This is a genomic window from Streptomyces sp. bgisy100 (genome assembly GCF_057709105.1).
The window spans coordinates 45,053-62,815 of record NZ_JBYITE010000021.1 but is presented as its reverse complement, the minus strand read 5'-3'; the positions used below and the strand labels follow the sequence as shown (position 1 = coordinate 62,815).

The 17,763-nt window shown below is 71.2% G+C and carries 15 protein-coding genes, 1 tRNA gene and 1 pseudogene; 11 read left to right on the top strand and 6 right to left on the bottom strand.

Going from position 1 to position 17,763, the window contains the following annotated elements:
- Positions 1 to 66: 66 nt before the first annotated feature.
- Entirely contained in the window at positions 67 to 276 is a 210-nt protein-coding gene (locus AC3EQ1_RS16465) for a hypothetical protein (protein WP_388860737.1), read from the top strand.
- Between the two features lie 218 nt (positions 277 to 494).
- On the opposite strand, the gene AC3EQ1_RS16460 is transcribed toward AC3EQ1_RS16465, so the two are convergent.
- The 3 genes and pseudogenes from AC3EQ1_RS16460 to AC3EQ1_RS16450 form a co-directional block, all read right to left on the bottom strand.
- A complete protein-coding gene (locus AC3EQ1_RS16460) occupies positions 495 to 2,015 on the bottom strand; it encodes an ABC1 kinase family protein (protein WP_432095054.1) in 1,521 nt (506 codons plus the stop codon).
- Positions 2,008 to 3,021 (bottom strand): ThiF family adenylyltransferase, encoded by a 1,014-nt coding sequence (locus AC3EQ1_RS16455; RefSeq protein WP_432095085.1) that lies wholly within the window; start codon positions 3,019 to 3,021, stop codon positions 2,008 to 2,010. Before AC3EQ1_RS16455 ends, AC3EQ1_RS16460 begins: the two co-directional genes overlap by 8 nt.
- A gap of 414 nt (positions 3,022 to 3,435) precedes the next feature.
- Positions 3,436 to 3,699 (bottom strand): annotated as a pseudogene (locus tag AC3EQ1_RS16450) (ThiF family adenylyltransferase); the annotation flags it as partial.
- A gap of 197 nt (positions 3,700 to 3,896) precedes the next feature.
- Between AC3EQ1_RS16450 and AC3EQ1_RS16445 the strand changes: the two are divergent.
- The 4 genes from AC3EQ1_RS16445 to AC3EQ1_RS16430 all read left to right on the top strand — a co-directional run bounded on the left by AC3EQ1_RS16445 (position 3,897) and on the right by AC3EQ1_RS16430 (position 7,841).
- Complete coding sequence (locus AC3EQ1_RS16445; protein ID WP_432095053.1) at positions 3,897 to 4,493, top strand: M48 metallopeptidase family protein; 597 nt, start codon at positions 3,897 to 3,899, stop codon at positions 4,491 to 4,493.
- 105 nt (positions 4,494 to 4,598) lie between these two features.
- Positions 4,599 to 6,365: a TerD family protein gene (locus AC3EQ1_RS16440; protein ID WP_432095052.1), complete on the top strand. Its 1,767-nt coding sequence runs from the start codon at positions 4,599 to 4,601 to the stop codon at positions 6,363 to 6,365.
- Positions 6,366 to 6,376: 11 nt separating this feature from the next.
- A complete protein-coding gene (locus tag AC3EQ1_RS16435) occupies positions 6,377 to 7,060 on the top strand; it encodes an AIM24 family protein (RefSeq protein WP_388860545.1) in 684 nt (227 codons plus the stop codon).
- A 19-nt stretch (positions 7,061 to 7,079) separates the two neighbouring features.
- Positions 7,080 to 7,841, top strand: coding sequence for an AIM24 family protein (locus AC3EQ1_RS16430; RefSeq protein WP_432095051.1), 762 nt, complete (start codon positions 7,080 to 7,082; stop codon positions 7,839 to 7,841).
- Positions 7,842 to 8,018: 177 nt separating this feature from the next.
- Here the strand turns inward: AC3EQ1_RS16430 and AC3EQ1_RS16425 are convergent, their stop codons facing one another.
- Together AC3EQ1_RS16425 and AC3EQ1_RS16420 are read right to left on the bottom strand one after the other, a co-directional pair.
- Positions 8,019 to 8,477 carry an NUDIX hydrolase gene (locus AC3EQ1_RS16425; protein WP_432095084.1) on the bottom strand — a complete coding sequence of 153 codons (459 nt, stop codon included), beginning with the start codon at positions 8,475 to 8,477 and terminating at the stop codon, positions 8,019 to 8,021.
- Between the two features lie 263 nt (positions 8,478 to 8,740).
- A complete protein-coding gene (locus tag AC3EQ1_RS16420; protein WP_432095050.1) occupies positions 8,741 to 10,267 on the bottom strand; it encodes a zinc-dependent metalloprotease in 1,527 nt (508 codons plus the stop codon).
- Positions 10,268 to 10,457: 190 nt separating this feature from the next.
- On the opposite strand from AC3EQ1_RS16420, the gene AC3EQ1_RS16415 reads away from it, so the two are divergent.
- From AC3EQ1_RS16415 to AC3EQ1_RS16400, 4 genes are all read left to right on the top strand, one after another.
- Entirely contained in the window at positions 10,458 to 11,567 is a 1,110-nt protein-coding gene (locus AC3EQ1_RS16415) for an SDR family oxidoreductase (protein WP_432095049.1), read from the top strand.
- Positions 11,568 to 11,648: 81 nt separating this feature from the next.
- Positions 11,649 to 12,107 (top strand): molybdenum cofactor biosynthesis protein MoaE, encoded by a 459-nt coding sequence (locus AC3EQ1_RS16410; protein WP_432095048.1) that lies wholly within the window; start codon positions 11,649 to 11,651, stop codon positions 12,105 to 12,107.
- A 131-nt stretch (positions 12,108 to 12,238) separates the two neighbouring features.
- Positions 12,239 to 12,409, top strand: coding sequence for a hypothetical protein (locus AC3EQ1_RS16405; RefSeq protein ID WP_351514592.1), 171 nt, complete (start codon positions 12,239 to 12,241; stop codon positions 12,407 to 12,409).
- Positions 12,410 to 12,672: 263 nt separating this feature from the next.
- Positions 12,673 to 13,764: a YlbL family protein gene (locus AC3EQ1_RS16400; RefSeq protein ID WP_432095047.1), complete on the top strand. Its 1,092-nt coding sequence runs from the start codon at positions 12,673 to 12,675 to the stop codon at positions 13,762 to 13,764.
- Positions 13,765 to 13,985: 221 nt separating this feature from the next.
- Here AC3EQ1_RS16400 and AC3EQ1_RS16395 read toward each other — a convergent pair whose 3' ends face one another.
- Positions 13,986 to 14,543 carry a PPA1309 family protein gene (locus AC3EQ1_RS16395; protein WP_432095046.1) on the bottom strand — a complete coding sequence of 186 codons (558 nt, stop codon included), beginning with the start codon at positions 14,541 to 14,543 and terminating at the stop codon, positions 13,986 to 13,988.
- Between the two features lie 138 nt (positions 14,544 to 14,681).
- Between AC3EQ1_RS16395 and AC3EQ1_RS16390 the strand changes: the two genes are divergently transcribed.
- Positions 14,682 to 17,561: a UPF0182 family membrane protein gene (locus AC3EQ1_RS16390; RefSeq protein WP_432095083.1), complete on the top strand. Its 2,880-nt coding sequence runs from the start codon at positions 14,682 to 14,684 to the stop codon at positions 17,559 to 17,561.
- Positions 17,562 to 17,605: 44 nt separating this feature from the next.
- Positions 17,606 to 17,679, top strand: a tRNA-Met gene (locus tag AC3EQ1_RS16385).
- The last annotated feature ends 84 nt before the right edge of the window (positions 17,680 to 17,763 follow it).

Below are 17,763 nucleotides of genomic sequence, written 5' to 3'. Positions count from 1 at the left end.
GGCGTCGGGTCGGTCCGGCGGTGCGTTGCGCCTGCCCCGGGCCTTCCACGGGGATATCGTCGAAAGGTGAACCAGCAGACTCATCACGCTGCGCAGCAGGGTGCCGAGAAGCAGACCATGGTGTGCTCCCGGTGCGGCACCGAGGCGGCCGGGCCTCAGCCCCCGGTGACGTGGACCTGCTCCGTGGAGAACGGCAGCCGGCACTACTTCTGCGACGACTGCGCCCGGGACAACCTCCGCGCCATCGAAGGACGCCTCGACTCGTCCTGGTGGTGACCGCGGCGTGCCGGGCCGTTGGCCCGGCCGGGCGCCCGCCGTACGGGTGAGAAGCCGCCGTGGACGGTGGCGATGGCAGAGCGGGCCGAGACCAGCCCGTGCCGCCCCGACACGCCCCAGGATGCCCTCGGGGTAGCCCTCCCGCCGAGCTTGCCGTTCACCCGTCGTCCGCCGCGTCGACTCCGTTGACCTGCCCGGTGCGGTCTCGGGCCTGCCGGTCAGCCCGTCCCGGAGGTTCGGTTCTCCTCGGGTTCGCCCTCTGCGGCGCCGACGCGGTCCGCTGCCTCGGCCGTGCCCTCGTCCGCTCGGTTCTCCGGCTGCCCACCCTGTGCGCAGGCCTCCTCGAGATCGCTTCCATCCAGTCCGTCGCTCTCCGGCTCTTGTGCTTCCGCCGGCTCTTCCTCGGCATCGAATCCGGGCACCCAGGCGGTGAGCTCATCCCGCAGCCGTACGGCAGCACCCAGCTGGCAGAGCACGCCGATGGTGCTCAGGGTCACTCGGTGGATCAGCAGATAGGCCGGCGGCAGATTGAGCTGGCGGCCCAACTGATAGGCGGGGGACCTGGGGTCGGCGACCCGTGCGGCCTGCGTCCGCATCCAGCTGCGGGTGAAGGTGAATTCCTCCACCCGGGCCGGCTCGATGATCGGCAGCAGATAGTCCAGTACGGCGTCCGGCTGAAGGTCGATCGTCGGCTTGACGAAGCCCTCGTCGCAGAGCATGGCGTGGACCGACTCGGCGTCGCCCTCCAGGGTCATCCGCAGCGCGGTGCCGATGGTCGGAGGCAAGCCGTCCGGCAGCCGGTCGACAGTGCCGAAGTCCATCACCCCCAGCCGCCACTTCTCGGGTGGGCCGTCGGGGGCGTCACCGACCAGCAGACGGAAGTTGCCCGGGTGCGGATCCGCGTGCAGCAGACCCGTCCGAGCCGTTCCGGAGAAGAGGAAGCGGGCCAGCAACTGGCCGGCGCGGTCCCGCTCCGCCTGGCTGCCGCTGGTTATGACCTCGGAGAGCGGTACCCCGTCCATCCACTCGGTGATGAGTACCTCGTCCCCCTGGAACACCACATCGGGTACGACCACATCCGGGTCGTCGGCGAATTCCGCCGCGTGCGCACGCTGGGCCTCTGCCTCCAGGGCGTAGTCCAGCTCCTCCGACACCCGGTCACGCAGCTCGGTGATGAGCGGCTTGACGTCCATCCCGGGAATCAGCGGTCCCAGTATCCGGGCGAAACGCCCCAACTGGTTGAGGTCCGACAGCAGGGCCTCGCCCGCGCCCGGGTACTGCACCTTGACGGCGACTTCGCGTCCGTCGTGCCACACGGCGCGGTGCACCTGCCCGATGGACGCCGCGGCGGCCGGCTTGTCCTCGAACTCCTCGAAGAGCTCCCGCCAGTCCTCGCCCAGCCGCTCCTGGAGAACCGAGTGGACCGTCCGGACCGGCATCGGAGGCGCCGCTTCCTGGAGCTTGGTCAGGGCGGCCCGGTAGGGCCCGGCCACTTCCTCCGGCAGCGCGGACTCGAAGACCGAGAGCGCCTGCCCGAACTTCATGGCACCGCCCTTGAGTTCACCCAGAACCTTGAACAGCTGCTCGGCAGTGCGCTGTTGCAGCTCCCGTCCGACGATCTCCGCCGAACGGCCACCGATCCGCTTGCCCAGCCCCCAGGTGGCACGTCCGGCGAAACCCAGGGGCAGTGCTGCCAACTTGGCGGTACGGGTGACCGCCTTGCGGGGAAGATCAGACATGCGCCCCTCCAACTCCACTGCACTCTCCCGGAGGGTTACCCCCGGGGCCACGCCGCGCACCGCGGTACGTGGTCATTTTCCCGCGCGGTGCCGGTTCCGCGGAGGCACCTTCCCCTGATCCGGCTGCCGCGGCCGGCGCCGGGGCGGTCGGTCGGGCCCCGCAGGCGCAGCTCGGATGCGGAGCCACCGGCCGTGGCTCCCAGGCCAGATCGGGCAGGGCGAACTCCAGCCGCGCCCCCGCGCACACCGGGAGCCTTCCGTCGAGAAAGGTCAGCGCATGGGAGGCGGTCAGGCCGGCGACCAGGGTGGCGAGTCCGGTGTCACAGGCCACCGCGGCCGCGCCGGTGCGCCCCGACCGCCACTGGGCCAGCATGCGGGGCCATGCGGGCTCCTGTTCGGCCCGGCCCAGAGCCAGGCACTGGGCACACGCCGAGCCGCCCGGCAGCACCAGCGGACCGACGACACCGGTCCCCTCGATCACGCCCGCGTACAGATGGGGTGTGCCCGCCGCCATCAGCTCCTCGGCGGAGGCCGGGTCGGGAGCGTAGGCGGCGAGGCCGTCGCGTGGGGCGAGGACAACGAGCGCGGCCCCCGCACCCGTTCCTCCCGCGGCGGCCGAGCCGGACCGTCGTGGCCGGGGACCGGGTGCACAGGCCCGTACCACCCGTCGCGCGGCGATGCTGCGCCGCTCGCCGATGGCTTCGGCGGGGATCCCGGACGGCCCCACGTCCCACGGTTCGACACAGCCGCCGTCCGTGACCTCGACCTCGCCCACTCCGGAGGCGGACAGCGCCGCGGCGATCGCGGTCCCCACCCGGCCCGCTCCCCGGACGTGCACGCGTATGGCCGCTCGGGCCCGCATACGGCGCACCGCCGCGCCCGGCTCCGGGTGCACCACCGACAGCGAGGCCAGGTCCGGGCGTAAGCGGTCCCGGACCGAGACCCGGTCGAGGCAGGCAGCCGGGCCGGAGGAGGGAGCGCCGGCCGAACCGGCCCTTCGTCTCACGGCGCCGGGCCTGCGGGCGGATGCGGCCCGATGAGTGACATCGGCACCAGCAGTTGCGGGAGTTGAGCCCGTAGGCCCCTGGGGCGGACCTGAGCCGGCCCGACCGGGCCCGGGGGCCGAGCCGGCGGGTCCATTCCTGGAGGATGAGTCGGCCGGATGCCCCGGAGGTGGGGCCAACGGGGTACGCCACCGATCCGTCGTACCGGAGGCATCCGTTCGGCTCGCGGGGCCCGCCCCGCCCGCACGGTCCGCGCATGCCGCGGAGCGCACCGTCTCCGGGCGGCCCGCAGCGGCCACGGAGTCCGCGGAGCCGCCCCGATCCGTTGCCTCCCCGTATCCCGTGGAGCCCGCTGCGTCCGTGAGGTCCGCAGGGCCGGAAGGACCCGTTCCGTCGGTGGAGCCGGTGGTCCCGTCCGCGTCCGCGGTGGGGTCGTCCAGCAGGCCGGCAGCGCACAATCGGCGCACCACTTCGTCCGCCCGCTGTGCCGTCAGGCCCATGGCCTCGGCTTGCTGCCGCAGCAGTGGCAGCCCCCGCGTGCCGTCGAGCAGATTCAGGAAGCTGCCCGTTGCCGTGTCCACCGGCCCCAGCAGCACCGCATGCGCCGGCGTCACACCGAACTGGACGCTCTCGCGGTTGCGCCAGCCGCGCCGCAGCGCGGGCTTGAGCATCGGATGCATCACTCGCCCCCCGTCGGATCGCTCGGCCGAAAGCCCGGCCGACCGCACACAGCATGCCGTGACCGGCCGAACGCCGCGCAAAGTTATCCACAGGCGGTGGGTATTAGTCGTTCAAACGGTGCACGCCGTGGGGTGATCCTTCGCGAACCGTTCCGGGGGAGAGACGCCGTCCCAGTCCAGCCGGTACCGTTCGGCACGTGCCCGCCGATCCACTGCACCGCTCCGGAAGCGCACCGCGCCTCCCCTCCGGCCGGACCGACCCCGCTTCGGGGACGGGCCCGGTCGAGGTCCGCAGAAGTGCCCGCCGGCGGCGTACGGTCTCCGCCTATCGCGAGGGCGACCGCACCATCGTCCTGATTCCGGCCCGCATGTCCGAGGCCGAGGAGCGGCGCTGGGTGACCACCATGCTGGACAAGCTGGCGGCGCAGGAGAGCAAGCGGCTGCTGAGCGACAGCGAGCTCGCGGACCGGGCCGACCAGCTGTCGAACCAGTATCTGGACGGCCGGGCCCGGCCCGTGAGCGTCCGCTGGGTCACCAATCAGAACACCCGCTGGGGATCCTGTACCCCCGCCGAGGGCAGCATCCGGCTGTCCCACCGGCTCAAGGGAATGCCCGGATACGTCATCGACTACGTCCTCCTCCACGAACTGGCCCATCTGCTGGTGCCGGGCCACGGTGCCCGCTTCTGGGAACTGCTGAAGGCCTATCCGCGCACCGAGCGCGCCCGCGGCTATCTCGAAGGCGTGGCCGCGGCCGGCCGGCTGCCGCAACTGGACGCGGGCGGGAACGAGTAGGCCGCGGGCGAGCAGCCGTTGTCCACAGGGATCGCTCCCTCTCGGCCCGAGCCGTTAGCCTGACGCAACGCACTTCACAGCTCGGATGGGGGACGGTCGTTACGTATGGCCAGGGAATTCCAACGCGGCCACAAGGCCAGGGTCAGTGATCTGACAGCGGGGACAGATCTGTACATCGGGGTTCAGATATCGGGCCCCGGGCTGTCCTTCGACATCAGCTGCTTCGGCATCGACGCCGATGAACGGCTGTCGGACGACCGGTACTTCGTCTTCTTCAACCAGCCCAAGTCGCCCGAGGAGTCGATACAGCTGCTCGGGGCGCAGGCCGGGGACACCGAGTCCTTCCGGGTCACCCTCGACGCCGTCCCGGAGAGCATCCACAAGCTCTCCTTCACCGCCACACTCGACGGTGCCGGGCAGATGTCGCAGGTCGGGCCGGGTTACATCCGCATCGTGGCAGGCGGCGAGGAAGTCGTCCGCTACTCCTTCACCGGAGCGGAGTTCAGCACCGAACGCGCGGTGATGCTGGGCGACTTCTACCGGAAGGACGGCTGGCGGTTCGCGGCGGTCGGCCAGGGCTTCGACGGCGGTCTGGAGGCGCTGCTGAAGCACTTCGGCGGCGAGGTGCTGGAGGAGGAGTCCCCCGAGCAGCAGCCCGCGGCCGCACCGGCTTTCGCGCCGCCGCAGGACGCCGCGCCCGCACCGGGATTCGCCCCACCGGCGTCCCCCGCCCCGGCCCCGGCTCAGTCTCCGGCTCCTGCCCCTGCACCCGCCCCCGTCGCCCCCACCCAGCCCGATCCGGCCCCCGCCGCTCCGCCCGTGTCCCAGCCGGTGCACGCAGCCCCCACCGTGGCCGCTCCGCTGGCATCGCCGCCGGGCCACACCGCACCCGGCGACCAGCTTCCGCCGCCCGCCCAGCCCGGGCCGTACCCCGGGCAGCAGCCGTACGGCCAGGCGCCGGGCGCCACCCAGGCACCGCAGGCTCCCCAGGCCCCGCAACCTCCCCAGACCCCGATGGCTCCCCAGGCCCCGCACGGTGTGCCCGGCCAGTTCCCCGCTCAGCCGGGCCCGTACGGTCAGCCCGGCGCTCCTGCTCCGGCCCCCTACGGTCAGCCGGGTGTCCCCGCTCCGGCTCCCTACGGACAGCCCGCCCAGCCCATGGCGTCGGGCCTGCCCGGCCAGGTGCCCGGCATGCCGCCGGCCGGCGGTGGCCCCGGTCTCGGTGCGGGGCTCCAGAAGTTCCGTGAGGCACCCACCGGCCAGCGCTGGGCCCTGCAGAACCAGCAGCTCATCAGGGTCGACCTCGGCGCCGACGCGCAGCCCGTCCTCGCCCGTCAGGGCAGCATGGTGCTGTACCAGGGCAAGGTCGACTTCGGTTACAAGGGCGCGGGCTTCCGCGGCCGGGTCATCGGCAATGCCACCGGCCAGGAGATGCAGCTCATGCGCTGCTCCGGCCGGGGCCAGGTGTTCTTCGCCGAGAACGGCGCGCACATCCACCCGATCGAGCTCCAGGGCGACGCGATCTGCGTCTCCGCCGAGAACGTCCTCGCCTTCGACGAGACCCTGCAGCACGAGGTGCGCCGCATCGAGGGCCACGGCATCCCCGGCGGTGCCCTGTTCACCATGCAGTTCCACGGCACCGGCACCGTCGTGGTGAAGACCCAAGGGGTTCCGGTGGTCCTGCCGGTCACCCCCACCACCTTCGCCGACAGCAACGCCATCGTCGCCTGGTCCGCGGCCGCGCAGGTGATCATCTCCAGCCAGGTGCGGATCAGCCGGCACGCCTACCCGGGCCACAGCGGTGAGACCGTGAACCTCCAGTTCCGCGGAGCCCCCGGCAATTTCATCGTCGTCCAGCCCTACGAGGTCTGAAGGAGCCCGTCATGGACCAGCAACTGATCGCGGGCTGCGCCCCGGCCCCGATGGCAGCCCGGATGGAGAACCACGGGCGCAGCATGCTCAAGGTCGCCATGCAGAGCGGCCAGGACCTCTTCGCACGCACCGGCTCGATGGTCGCGTACGAGGGCTTCGTCCAGTACGAGCCGAACCCGCCCGCCGTCCGTCAGATGGCGTCGCAGTGGCTCACCGGCGAGGGTGCCCCGCTGATGAAGTGCAGCGGTGACGGCCTGCTCTTTCTCGCCGACTACGGCGCCGACGTCGTCTGCCTCAACCTCGACAACGACGCCCTCTCGGTGAACGGCACCAACCTGCTCGCCTTCGACGCCCATCTCCAGTGGGGCGTCCAGCGGGTCAAGGGCATGGCCAAATTCGCCGGGCAGGGACTGTTCAACGTCGGTGTCTCCGGCACCGGATGGGTCGCCCTGACCTCCCGCGGCACCCCGATCGTGGTCGACTGCGGCAGCGGTGAGGACGAGACCTATGTCGACCCGGACGCGCTCGTCGCCTGGTCCACCGGTCTCAAGATGAAGGGGAAGCGCAGCTTCAAGGCCTCCTCCATGATCGGGCGGGGCAGCGGCGAGGCGTACCAGATCGGGTTCTCCGGCCAGGGATTCGTCGTCGTCCAGCCGAGCGAGGACAGCACCGACCGGCTCCGGGCCCGGGGCTGAGGGGGAGAGCGAACACACCATGCAGAGTCCACTTTTCGGCTTCACCGAGACCGAGACCCAGGACCGCTACGCCCTGCAGAACCCGCAGTTGCTGCGGGTCTCCCTGAGCGGCCACGAGGACGTCCTCGCCCGGAAGGGCACGATGGTCGCCTACCAGGGGATCATCGAGTTCGACGCGGAGTACCGGTCGCCGGGCCAGCAGCGCGCCCGTGCGCACACCGGCGAAGGCCTCGACCTGATGCGCTGCTCGGGGCAGGGCACCGTCTACCTGGCCAACCTCGCCCAGTACGTGCATGTGGTCGACGTCGACCACACCGGACTGACCGTGGACAGCAGTTATGTCCTGGCGCTGGACTCCGCGCTGAACAGCGAGGTGATCGCCGTGGACAGCCAGTTCGGCATATCCGGGTCCGGCAAGTACAACCTGCAGATCACCGGCCGGGGCAAGGTGGCGCTGATGACCTCCGGCCAGCCGCTGATGCTCCAGGTCACCCCGGACAAGTACGTCAACGCCGACGCGGACGCCATCGTCGCCTGGTCCAGCTCGCTGCGGGTGCAGATGCAGGCCCAGACCCACTCCGCCGGTGTCTTCCGGCGCCGGGGCAACACCGGGGAGGGCTGGGAGCTCAACTTCCTCGGCCAGGGGTACGCCCTGGTCCAGCCCAGCGAGCTGCTGCCGCCGCAGAACGCGGTGATCGGCCAGGGGATGCGCGCCCAGTACGGCATGGGCCAGCACGGTGCCCAGGGGCAGAACCAGGGCAACGTCTGGACCAACCGCTGACGGCTGCCGACGAACGGACGGGCCACGAACGGACGGGCCGCGCTCGCACCTCGTATGGGGGCGCGAGCCCGGCCGCCCGCGTCGTGGGCGATGTCCGAGCCCCGTACCGGTCGCGGCGCGGTCGCCGCTCGGCCGGAGCGCGGATGCTGCTCTGACGGGGCGCGGCCCCGCGCCCCGTCAGAGCAGGGCGCGGGTGCGCTCCACCAGCCGCACCACCGAGGCGTCCGCGACATCGGCCACCTCGTCGTAGCCGAACCAGCGCAGGTCCAACGACTCGTCACTGATCGCCGCGACCGCGCCGCCCGGCGCGAGCGCGGCGTACTGCACATCGAGATGCCAGGCGCACGGCGTGTGGTGGCGGTCCAGGCGCACCGGACCGCCGGGCAGCAGCGTGAGCCCGTCGATCCCGGACTCCTCGGTGGCCTCCCGCAGGGCCGCCTCCGCCAAAGTCGCGTCCTGCGGCTCGCAGTGCCCGCCCATCTGGAGCCACATCCGCAGCTTGCGGTGCAGGGTCAGCAGCACCCGCCCGGCGTCCGGGTCGATCACCAGGGCACTCGCCGTGAGGTGGCCGTCCCGGCAGGCCTTCCACATGCCGTCCGGATATGTGTCCAGGTGGTCCAGGTACGCCTGCCGCAGCTCCTCCTGCTCCCGGGCGTGGGACTCCTCCCGGGCGTGGGACTCCTCCCGGGGGTTGGAGTCGTGGCGTGCGTGGATCCCCGCTCGCGGCACCTCGGCGGAAGAACCCGCCGACGGGGCCCCGTCGGAAGCCACCGCTCCACCCCGGTCACCGGAGGTGCCGCCACCGGGCTGGCCGCCCGGAACCTTCCTCGCGGACGGGACGCCAGCCCCCCGCCGCGGGCTCCAGCTCGTCAGGACCCGGGCCGCGTTCCTGTGCAGGCTCACTTCTCGCTGTCGCCCTCGCCGTCCCGGCCCGTTCCGTCGCCCTTGTCCGATCCGCTCGAGTCCGATCCGCTCGTGCCCGGCCCGCTCGTGCCCGGCCCGTCCTCGCCCGGTGCGCCGCTGTCCTGGGCGCCGTCGCCGTCCTTGTCGAGCCGCGGCTTCCCGCCGCTCGCGGCCTCCCCGAGCATCTTGTCGATCTCCGAGAAGTCCATCTGCTCGCCGTGCACGAACCCGTCGGGGTCGTCGAGGTCCTGGGCCGTCGGCAGCATGTCCGGGTGGGCCCACAGCCCGTCCCGCCCGTCGACTCCGCGGGCGTCCGTCAGCGACGCCCACAGCCGGGAGGCGTCCCGCAGCCGGCGCGGCCGCAGCTCCAGCCCGATCAGCGTGGCGAAGGTCTGCTCCGCCGGGCCGCCGCTGGCGCGCCGCCGCCGCAGGGTCTCCCGCAGCCGGTCCGCGGACGGCAGATGCGGTGCCGCCGCGGCGTGCACCACCGCGTCCACCCAGCCCTCGACCAGGGCGAGAGCCGTCTCCAGCCGGGCGAGCGCGGCCTTCTGCTCCGGGGTGTCCTCCGGCTGGAACATGCCCTGCTGCAGCGCCTCCTGCAGCTGCTCCGGGTGCGTCGGGTCCAGCTGGCCCACCGCGTCCTCCAGCTTCGCGGTGTCGACCTTGATCCCCCGCGCGTAGCCCTCCACGGCACCGAACAGATGCGACCGCAGCCAGGGGACATGGGCGAAGAGCCGCTGGTGGGCGGCCTCGCGCAGCGCGAGGTACAGCCGCACCTCCTCCTGCGGGACACCCAGGCCCTTGCCGAACGCCTCGATGTTGACCGGCAGCAGCGCGGCCTTGCCCGCGGGGCCCAGCGGCAGCCCGATGTCGCTCGAGCCGACCACCTCGCCCGCCAGCATGCCGACGGCCTGCCCGATCTGGGTGCCGAACATGGCGCCGCCCATGGAGCGCATCATCCCGAGCAGCGGGCCCGCCATGGCCTGCATCTCCTCGGGGAGCACATCGCCCATGGCCGCGCCGACCCGCTCGGCGACCGGGTCCACCAGGTCCTTCCAGACCGGGAGCGTCGCCTCGACCCACTCGGCCCGGCTCCACGCCACGGCGGTGCCCGAACCCGACGGCAGCGAGGTGACGCCGTCCAGCCAGAGATCGGCCAGCCGTACGGACTCCTCCACGGCCGCCCGCTCGTGCGGCCCGACGCTTGCGTCCTTGGTGCCGTCCGCCGTGCCCTGGGCGACGGTCTGGCGCGCGATGTCCTTGGCCATGTCCCAGTTCACCGGGCCGCCCTCGTACGAGAGCATCTGCCCGAGCTGCTGGAAGGCCGCCCCCAGGTCGTTCGGGTTCAGCGAGCCGAACATCGCCGCGAGGGGGTTGTCCCCGGCGTTGCCACCGAGCCCGCCGCCGAACCCGAAGGGATTCGCGGGGCCCTGATGGCCGCCCTGGCCCCCCTTCTTCTTGCCGTCGTCGCCGTCTTCCGGCTCCTCCGGCGGAAGGCCGAATCCGAATGGGTTGTCACTCACGGGTTTCCTCGGCTCGTAGGGGCCGCCGGCCCGGGACCGGCGGCGACTGCCCGACAACACCCAGCGTAGACACTCTGTCCACCTCTAGGCTCGGTGCTTGGCCGCCCCGATGCCTGCGGCAGGATGGAAGCCACCTGGTACGTACGCGTCACTTCCGGTACGTACTGAAGACAACCGCTGGAGACGCCCGGTGAGTTCCCCAGATCGAGAAGTTCGCGCAGCGCGAAACGATGCTGCGGCGCCCTCGCGGCGCCCCGTTGTCGCGGTCACCGGAGCCGCGACCGGTGTCGGTGCCCTCCTCACGGAGCGGCTCGCGACGTCCGAGGAGATCAAGCAGGTCGTGGCGATCGACGAGCGCCGCGGCGAGATGTCGGAAGCCCAGTGGCACCTGCTGGACGTGCGGGATCCGGCCATTGCCGAGAAGCTGCGGGGCGCCGATGTCGTGGTGCACCTCGCCCTGGATCTCGACCTCGAGAGCGACCCCACGGCCCGTACGGCGTACAATGTGCGAGGCGCCCAGACCGTGCTCACCGCCGCCGCTGCGGCCGGCGTGCACCGGGTCGTCCTCTGTACGTCGGCGATGGTCTACGGGGCGCTGCCCGACAACGACGTACCGCTCGCCGAGGACGCGGAGCTCCGCGCGACCGCCGAGGCCACCGGCGTCGGCGACCTGCTGGAGATCGAGCACCTCGCCCGCCGCGCGCCCCGCGCGCACCCCGGCCTCAACGTCACGGTGGTCCGGCCGGCCATCCTGGTCGGCGGCACCGACACCGCCCTCACCCGCTACTTCGAGTCCCCGCGCCTGCTGGTCGTCGCCGGGTCCCGCCCGACCTGGCAGTTCTGCCACATCGAGGACCTGGTGAGCGCCCTGGAGTACGCGGCGCTGGAGAAGGTCGAGGGCGAGTTCGCGGTGGGCTGCGACGGCTGGCTGGAGCAGGAGGAGGTCGAGGAGCTGACCGGAATCCGGCGCATGGAACTGCCGTCCGCGGTGGCCCTGGGTGCCGCCTCACGGCTCCACCGCCTCGGCCTCACCCCCTCGCCGGCCGGCGACCTCGCGTACACCATGCACCCCTGGGTGGTGAGCGGCAGCAGGCTGCACGACGCGGGATGGCGGCCCGGCTGGACGAACGAGGAGGTCCTCGCGGAGCTGCTGGAGGAGGTCGCCGGACGGCACACGGTCGCCGGGCGGCGGCTCGGCCGCAAGGACGCGACCACGCTCGGCGCGGCCGGTGCGACGGTGGCCCTGGTGGGTACGGCGGCCCTGGTCAGGCGGGCCCGCAAGGCGCGCCGCCGGGTGTAGCGCGCCACCTCTCCCACAAGCGGAAATATTCTTCCGGCATACGGATTCCCTGATCCAGGCAGGTGCGACACGATGGACGGTATGGCAGGCACGCACGACCACCCCGGTGAGGCGGGAGCGCCGGACCCGGTCCGTCTCGTCGAGATAAGAGAGACCCCGCTCTCCGTCGACGAGGTGTTCGCGGCCGTCGGGGACGACTCCGCGGGCGGCACGGCGCTCTTCGTCGGCACGGTCCGGGACCACGACGGCGGAGCGGACGTCTCCGCTCTCGGCTACTCCTGCCACCCGACCGCCGAGGCGGAGATGCGCCGCCTCGCGGAGCGGGTCGCCGCGGACTTCCCCGTTCGGGCGCTGGCCGCCGTCCACCGGGTGGGTGACCTCTCGGTGGGTGACCTCGCGGTGGTCGTCGCGGTCTCCTGTCCGCACCGGCAGGAGGCGTTCGCCGCCTGCCGCCGCCTGATCGACGACCTCAAGCGTGAGGTGCCGATCTGGAAGCACCAGGAATTCGCGGATGGAACGGCGGACTGGGTGGGTGCCTAGCGCGCATCCGGCCGCCCGCTGAATGGCCGACTCCGCTTGCGTAACCGGCCCCCTGACGTAAGCGTTGATCGGGCGGATGGTTAATCTGCTCATCGGTCAGTTGCGGTTGTGTATGGGGTCGGGAGGCCGGTATGGCGGCGCTTGCATGGTTGCTGATTCCGGTCGTCGCGGCTCTCGTCGCCGCGGTCTGGGCGCGTTGGGCGGCCCGGAACCGCAAGGTCGAGGATGTCGCGGAGCTGGACGGCTATGCGCGCTTCCGCGAGGCGATGGAACGTTCCCGCTCCGGCTCCGACGCGGCCTGAAGGCACCGGACGAGCCCCGTCGGCCCATGGTCCGTTAGCCCGCAGCCCGCAGCCGCGGTCAGGTCCCCGGCAGGCGGTGCGCATCCGGCGCGGCCACGGACCGCCGCCATTGCCGTTGCCCGGTCCCGCGCTCCGGCCGCACCCGGCCCCAGGCGTGCCGTCTCGGCCGTGAGCCGCTGCCGCGGTGGTACCCCCCATGGCCGGCGGACCGGTGGCAGCGGCCCCGGAATTGCACTGTCGGACCCGTCCCGTACTGTCGTTCCATGCCACGCCGCACCGCGACGATGCTCGCTTCGATCCTGACGCTGATCGCGCTGCTGTGCGCCGGGGTGCTGATCCCCGTCCCGTACTCCGAGATGTCTCCCGGCCCGACGGTGAACACCCTCGGCGAGCACGGCGGTGAGCCGGTGCTGCAGGTCTCCGGGCACAAGACCTATCCCGCCTCCGGCAATCTCAACATGACGACGGTCCGGGTGACCGGCGCCGACTACCGGATGAACCTCTTCGAGGCGGTCTACGGCTGGCTCTCCCACGACAACGCCGTGGTGCCGCACAACACGCTCTACCCCGACGGCCAGACCGCGGAGCAGGCCAACCAGGAGAACGCCGAGGAGTTCAGCCAGTCCCAGGAGAGCGCCAAGGTCGCGGCTCTCCGGCAGCTCGGCATCCCGGTCTCGGCCCGCGTGGTCGTCGGCTCCGTGGTCAAGGGCAGCCCGGCCCAGGGCCGGCTGCACGCCGGCGATGTGATCAAGGCCGTGGACGGCAAGCGCATCGAAGCGCCCGGGGACGTCGCGAAGGTGGTGACGCGCCACGAGCCGGGTGAGAAGGTCGAGTTCACCATCGTCCCGGCCAAGGCCGCGGCCGCCGCCGAGAAGGCGGGCAAGCCCGAGCCGCGCAGCACCCGGACGGTGACGGTGCCGACGAAGAAGGCGCCGGGCGACGACCGGGCGATCGTCGGGATCCAGGCCGGCACCGACCACACGTTCCCGTTCGAGGTGGACATCAAGCTCGCCGACGTGGGCGGGCCGAGCGCGGGGCTGATGTTCGCCCTGGGCATCGTGGACAAGCTGACCCCGGGTGATCTCACCGGCGGGAAGTTCGTGGCCGGTACCGGCACCATCGAGGACGACGGCACGGTCGGCCCGATCGGCGGCATCGAGATGAAGACCGTCGGAGCCCGCGGCAAGGGCGCCCGCTACTTCCTCACTCCGCAGGACAACTGTGCCGCCGCGGCCAGGGACGTGCCCGCCGGTCTCACCCTGGTGAAGGTCGACACCATCCGGGACGCGGTGAAGTCCCTGGAGAAGATCCGCAAGGGCGACACCGGAGCGCTGCCGGAGTGCGCCAAGGGCTGACCGTGCGGCCCGCCCGCACCCAGCGGCGGGGACGCACATCGCCCGGGACCGGTTCGGACGGCCGGGCACCGGCCCGGACCGCCGCCGAGCCGCGCGGCCCGGCAGCACGACGGCGGGACGGCGGGTCGGCCGGAGACTTCCGTCCGTACCGGACGGGTCCCGTGGACCCGAGGCGGCATCCGGAAGAGGCGCCCCGGGTCCACTGCGACGTGCTGCTCCGCCTACTCCGCGAACGTCGCCGACAGCGCTTCGGCCAGCCCCGGCACCAGATCGGAACCGGTGAGCACCTCGGTCGGCGAGTCCTTCTCCTTGAGCCGCAGCGCCGTCTCGCGGGAACCGTCCCGCAGCACGGCGACCGTCATCCGGACCTCCTGCCGGTCCGGGTGGGCCGCCACCCACTCCGCCAGCCGGGCATCGTCCAGGCCCTCGGGCACGGACGCCTCGGCGGACGGCGGGAGCATCAGCCGCTCCACGGTCATGGCGCAGCCGGCGACGGCGCCGGGCCAGGCGATGGTGGCGAGGAACTCGTCGAGCGGTGCCCCGGCGGGCAGCTCGTCCTGTTCCACGGGGGTGAGAGAAGCGGCCTCGGCGGAGTCGTCGATGCCGAGCTGGGAAGCCAGGCCCGGTTCCTCGGCGCGCAGCCGTTCGGTGTCGACAAGGGCGAAGAGCCGGGCGGGCTGGTCCCAGCCGAGCCCCGCCGCGTACGCGTCGATCTCGAGGACGGCGCGGGTCAGCGGGTTCGCGGCCATGGGCGTGCTACCGGGGGAGTGGTTGGACATGCTCGATATCTTGCCCCCTTCGTGACCCGGAACGGGAACTGGGTAAAGCCTGAGTAAGTTGCAGGAGTGGGCCCCTACTATCGCGGGGGCCCGCTCATACGACAGCGAAACATCGAGGTGCGCACCTTGGCTTTCCAGATGCCGGACCGCGGCGGAGGCCCGACAGGGCCGCGGATCAGAGTCGGCCGACCGTCCCGGCGCGTCCGGACCCTGTTCATGACACTGGGCGTGCTGGCCGTGCTGGCCATGCTCTTCGTCATGTTCGCCGGTTTCTGGACGGACTGGCTCTGGTACCGCTCGGTCGACTACTCGTCGGTCTTCACGACGACCCTGTGGACCAAGATCGGCCTTTTCCTCGTCTTCGGCCTGCTGATGGCGGCGGCCGTGGGCGTCAACATCTGGCTCGCCCACCGGCTGCGGCCGCCGCTCAGCGCCATGTCGGTCGAGCAGCAGAGCCTCGACCGCTACCGCATGAGCATCGCCCCGTACAAGAAGTGGGTGCTGCTCGCGGTCACCGCCCTCATCGGGCTGATCGCGGGGGCCTCGGCCTCCGGCCAGTGGCGCACCTGGCTGCTGTGGGTCAACGGCGTCCCGTTCGGTACGAAGGACCCGCAGTTCGACAAGGACGTCTCCTTCTACTCCTTCGATCTGCCGTGGTTCCGCTTCCTGCTGGGCTTCGGCTTCGCCGCCGCGGTGCTGAGCCTGATCGCCGCCGCCCTGGTCCACTACCTCTACGGCGGTCTGCGGATCACCAGCCCGGGGGCCCGGGCCACCGCCGCGGCGACGGGCCATCTGTCCGTGCTGCTCGGTGTCTTCGTCTCGCTCAAGGCGGTCGCCTACTGGCTCGACCGGTACGGCCTCGCGGTCAAGTCGAGCGACCTGAAGTCCACCAACGGCTGGACCGGCCTGCGGTACGTCGACGCCAACGCCTATCTCCCGGCGAAGACCATCCTCTTCTGCATCGCGGTCATCTGCGCCCTGCTCTTCTTCGCCACGCTGTGGCGGCGCACCTGGCAGCTCCCGGTCATCGGGTTCGGGCTGATGGTGCTGTCCGCGATCCTCATCGGCGGGCTGTACCCGGCGATCGTGCAGAAGTTCCAGGTCCAGCCGAACGAGCAGGCGAAGGAAGCGCAGTACATCCAGAAGAACATCGATGCCACGCGCAAGGCGTACGACATCGACGACTCGCAGGTCAGCGACTACTCCGGCAAGAGCACGCAGACCGATGACCGGAAGCTGCGCAGCGACGCCGAGAGCACCGCGAGCATGCGGCTGCTGGACCCCAACATCGTCTCGCCGACGTACCAGCAGCTCCAGCAGGTCCGGGGCTACTACGGCTTCCCCGCCACGCTCGACGTCGACCGCTACCCGGGCAAGGACGGCAAGGAGCAGGACACCGTCATCGGCCTGCGCGAGCTGAACATCAACGGGATCCCCGAGCGGAACTGGATCAACGACCACTTCAAGTACACCCACGGCTACGGCGCGGTGGCGGCCAAGGGCACCTCGGTGACACCGGGCGGCGCCCCGGACTTCACCGAGTACGACCTGCCGACCAAGGGCCAGCTGGGCACCTACCAGCAGCGGGTCTACTACGGCGAGAAGACCTCGCAGTACTCGATCGTCGGCGGTCCGCAGAAGGAGCTCGACTACTCCGACGCCGCCGGCGAGAAGCTCTACCGGTACACCGGCAAGAGCGGGGTCAACCTGGCGAATCCGGTGAACCGGGCGGCCTACGCGGTGGCCTTCGGCGAGCCGCAGATCCTCTACTCCGGTGCCATCGGCGACGGTTCGCGGATCCTGTACAACCGCACGCCCAAGGAGCGCGTCGAGTCGGTGGCGCCCTGGCTCACCATCGACGGCGACGCCTATCCCGCGGTCGTGAACGGCCGGATCCAGTGGATCGTCGACGCCTACACGACGTCGAACGGCTACCCGTACTCCTCGCGCACCACGCTGGGCGACACCACGGCCGACTCGCTCACCAACGGTCAGCGCGCGGTGGTGGCCCAGCAGAACCAGGTCAACTACATCCGCAACTCGGTCAAGGCGACCGTCGACGCCTTCACGGGCAAGGTGCAGCTCTACGAGTGGGACACCAAGGACCCGGTCCTCAAGACCTGGAAGAAGGCGTTCCCGGGCACGGTGAAGGCCAAGTCCTCCATCGACAAGGACCTGATGCGGCATCTGCGGTACCCGCAGGACCTGTTCAAGGTGCAGCGCCAGCTGCTGACCCGCTACCACGTCACCAAGGCCGTGCAGTTCTACAGCGGCAGTGAGGTCTGGCAGGTGCCGAACGACCCGACGAACAAGTCGGGGAACGCGGTGCCGCCGTACTACCTCAGCATGAAGATGCCGGACCAGAAGGCGCAGTCGTTCTCGCTCACGACGACGTTCACGCCCCGCGGCCGGGAGAACCTCGGTGCCTTCATGGCCGTGGACGCCGACGCCGAGAGCGACGAGTTCGGCAAGATCAGAATTCTGAAGCTGCCGTCCAACACCACGGTGTCGGGTCCGCAGCAGGTGCAGAGCAAGTTCAACTCCGAGACGGCCATCGCCAACGAGATCAACATCCTCAAGAGAGGTGACTCGGAGGTCGAGTACGGCAATCTCCTCACGGTCCCGCTCGACGGCGGCCTGCTCTACGTCGAACCGGTCTACGTGCGCGGTGCGGGCACCAACTACCCGCTGCTGAAGAAGGTTCTGGTCTCGTACAACGACCAGACCGCCTTCCGCAACACCCTGGGTGAGGCGCTCGACGAGGTCTTCGGCAAGCAGGGCGGCACGACGAAGCCGCCGGGCGAGGGCACCCGTCCGCCGTCCGCCGATCCGACGGTGCGCGCGGCGCTCGACGACGCCCAGAAGGCGTTCGAGGCGGGCCAGAAGGCGCTGGCCGACCAGGACTGGACCGCCTACGGCAAGGCCCAGGAGGACCTGGAGGCGGCGCTGAAGCGGGCTGCCGACGCCGAGGCGAAGGCGGACCGGAAGCCGGCCGACCAGAAGCCCGGGAACAACTGAGCAGGGCTCCACCCCGCAGCGTGGTACTGTTACGTACACAACGACGCGGGGTGGAGCAGCTCGGTAGCTCGCTGGGCTCATAACCCAGAGGTCGCAGGTTCAAATCCTGTCCCCGCTACGAAAGAAGGGCCCGGAGTCAATGACTCCGGGCCCTTCGCTTGTGTGGGGGACAGTTGGGAGTCCGGCGTTTGGCACAACGTCG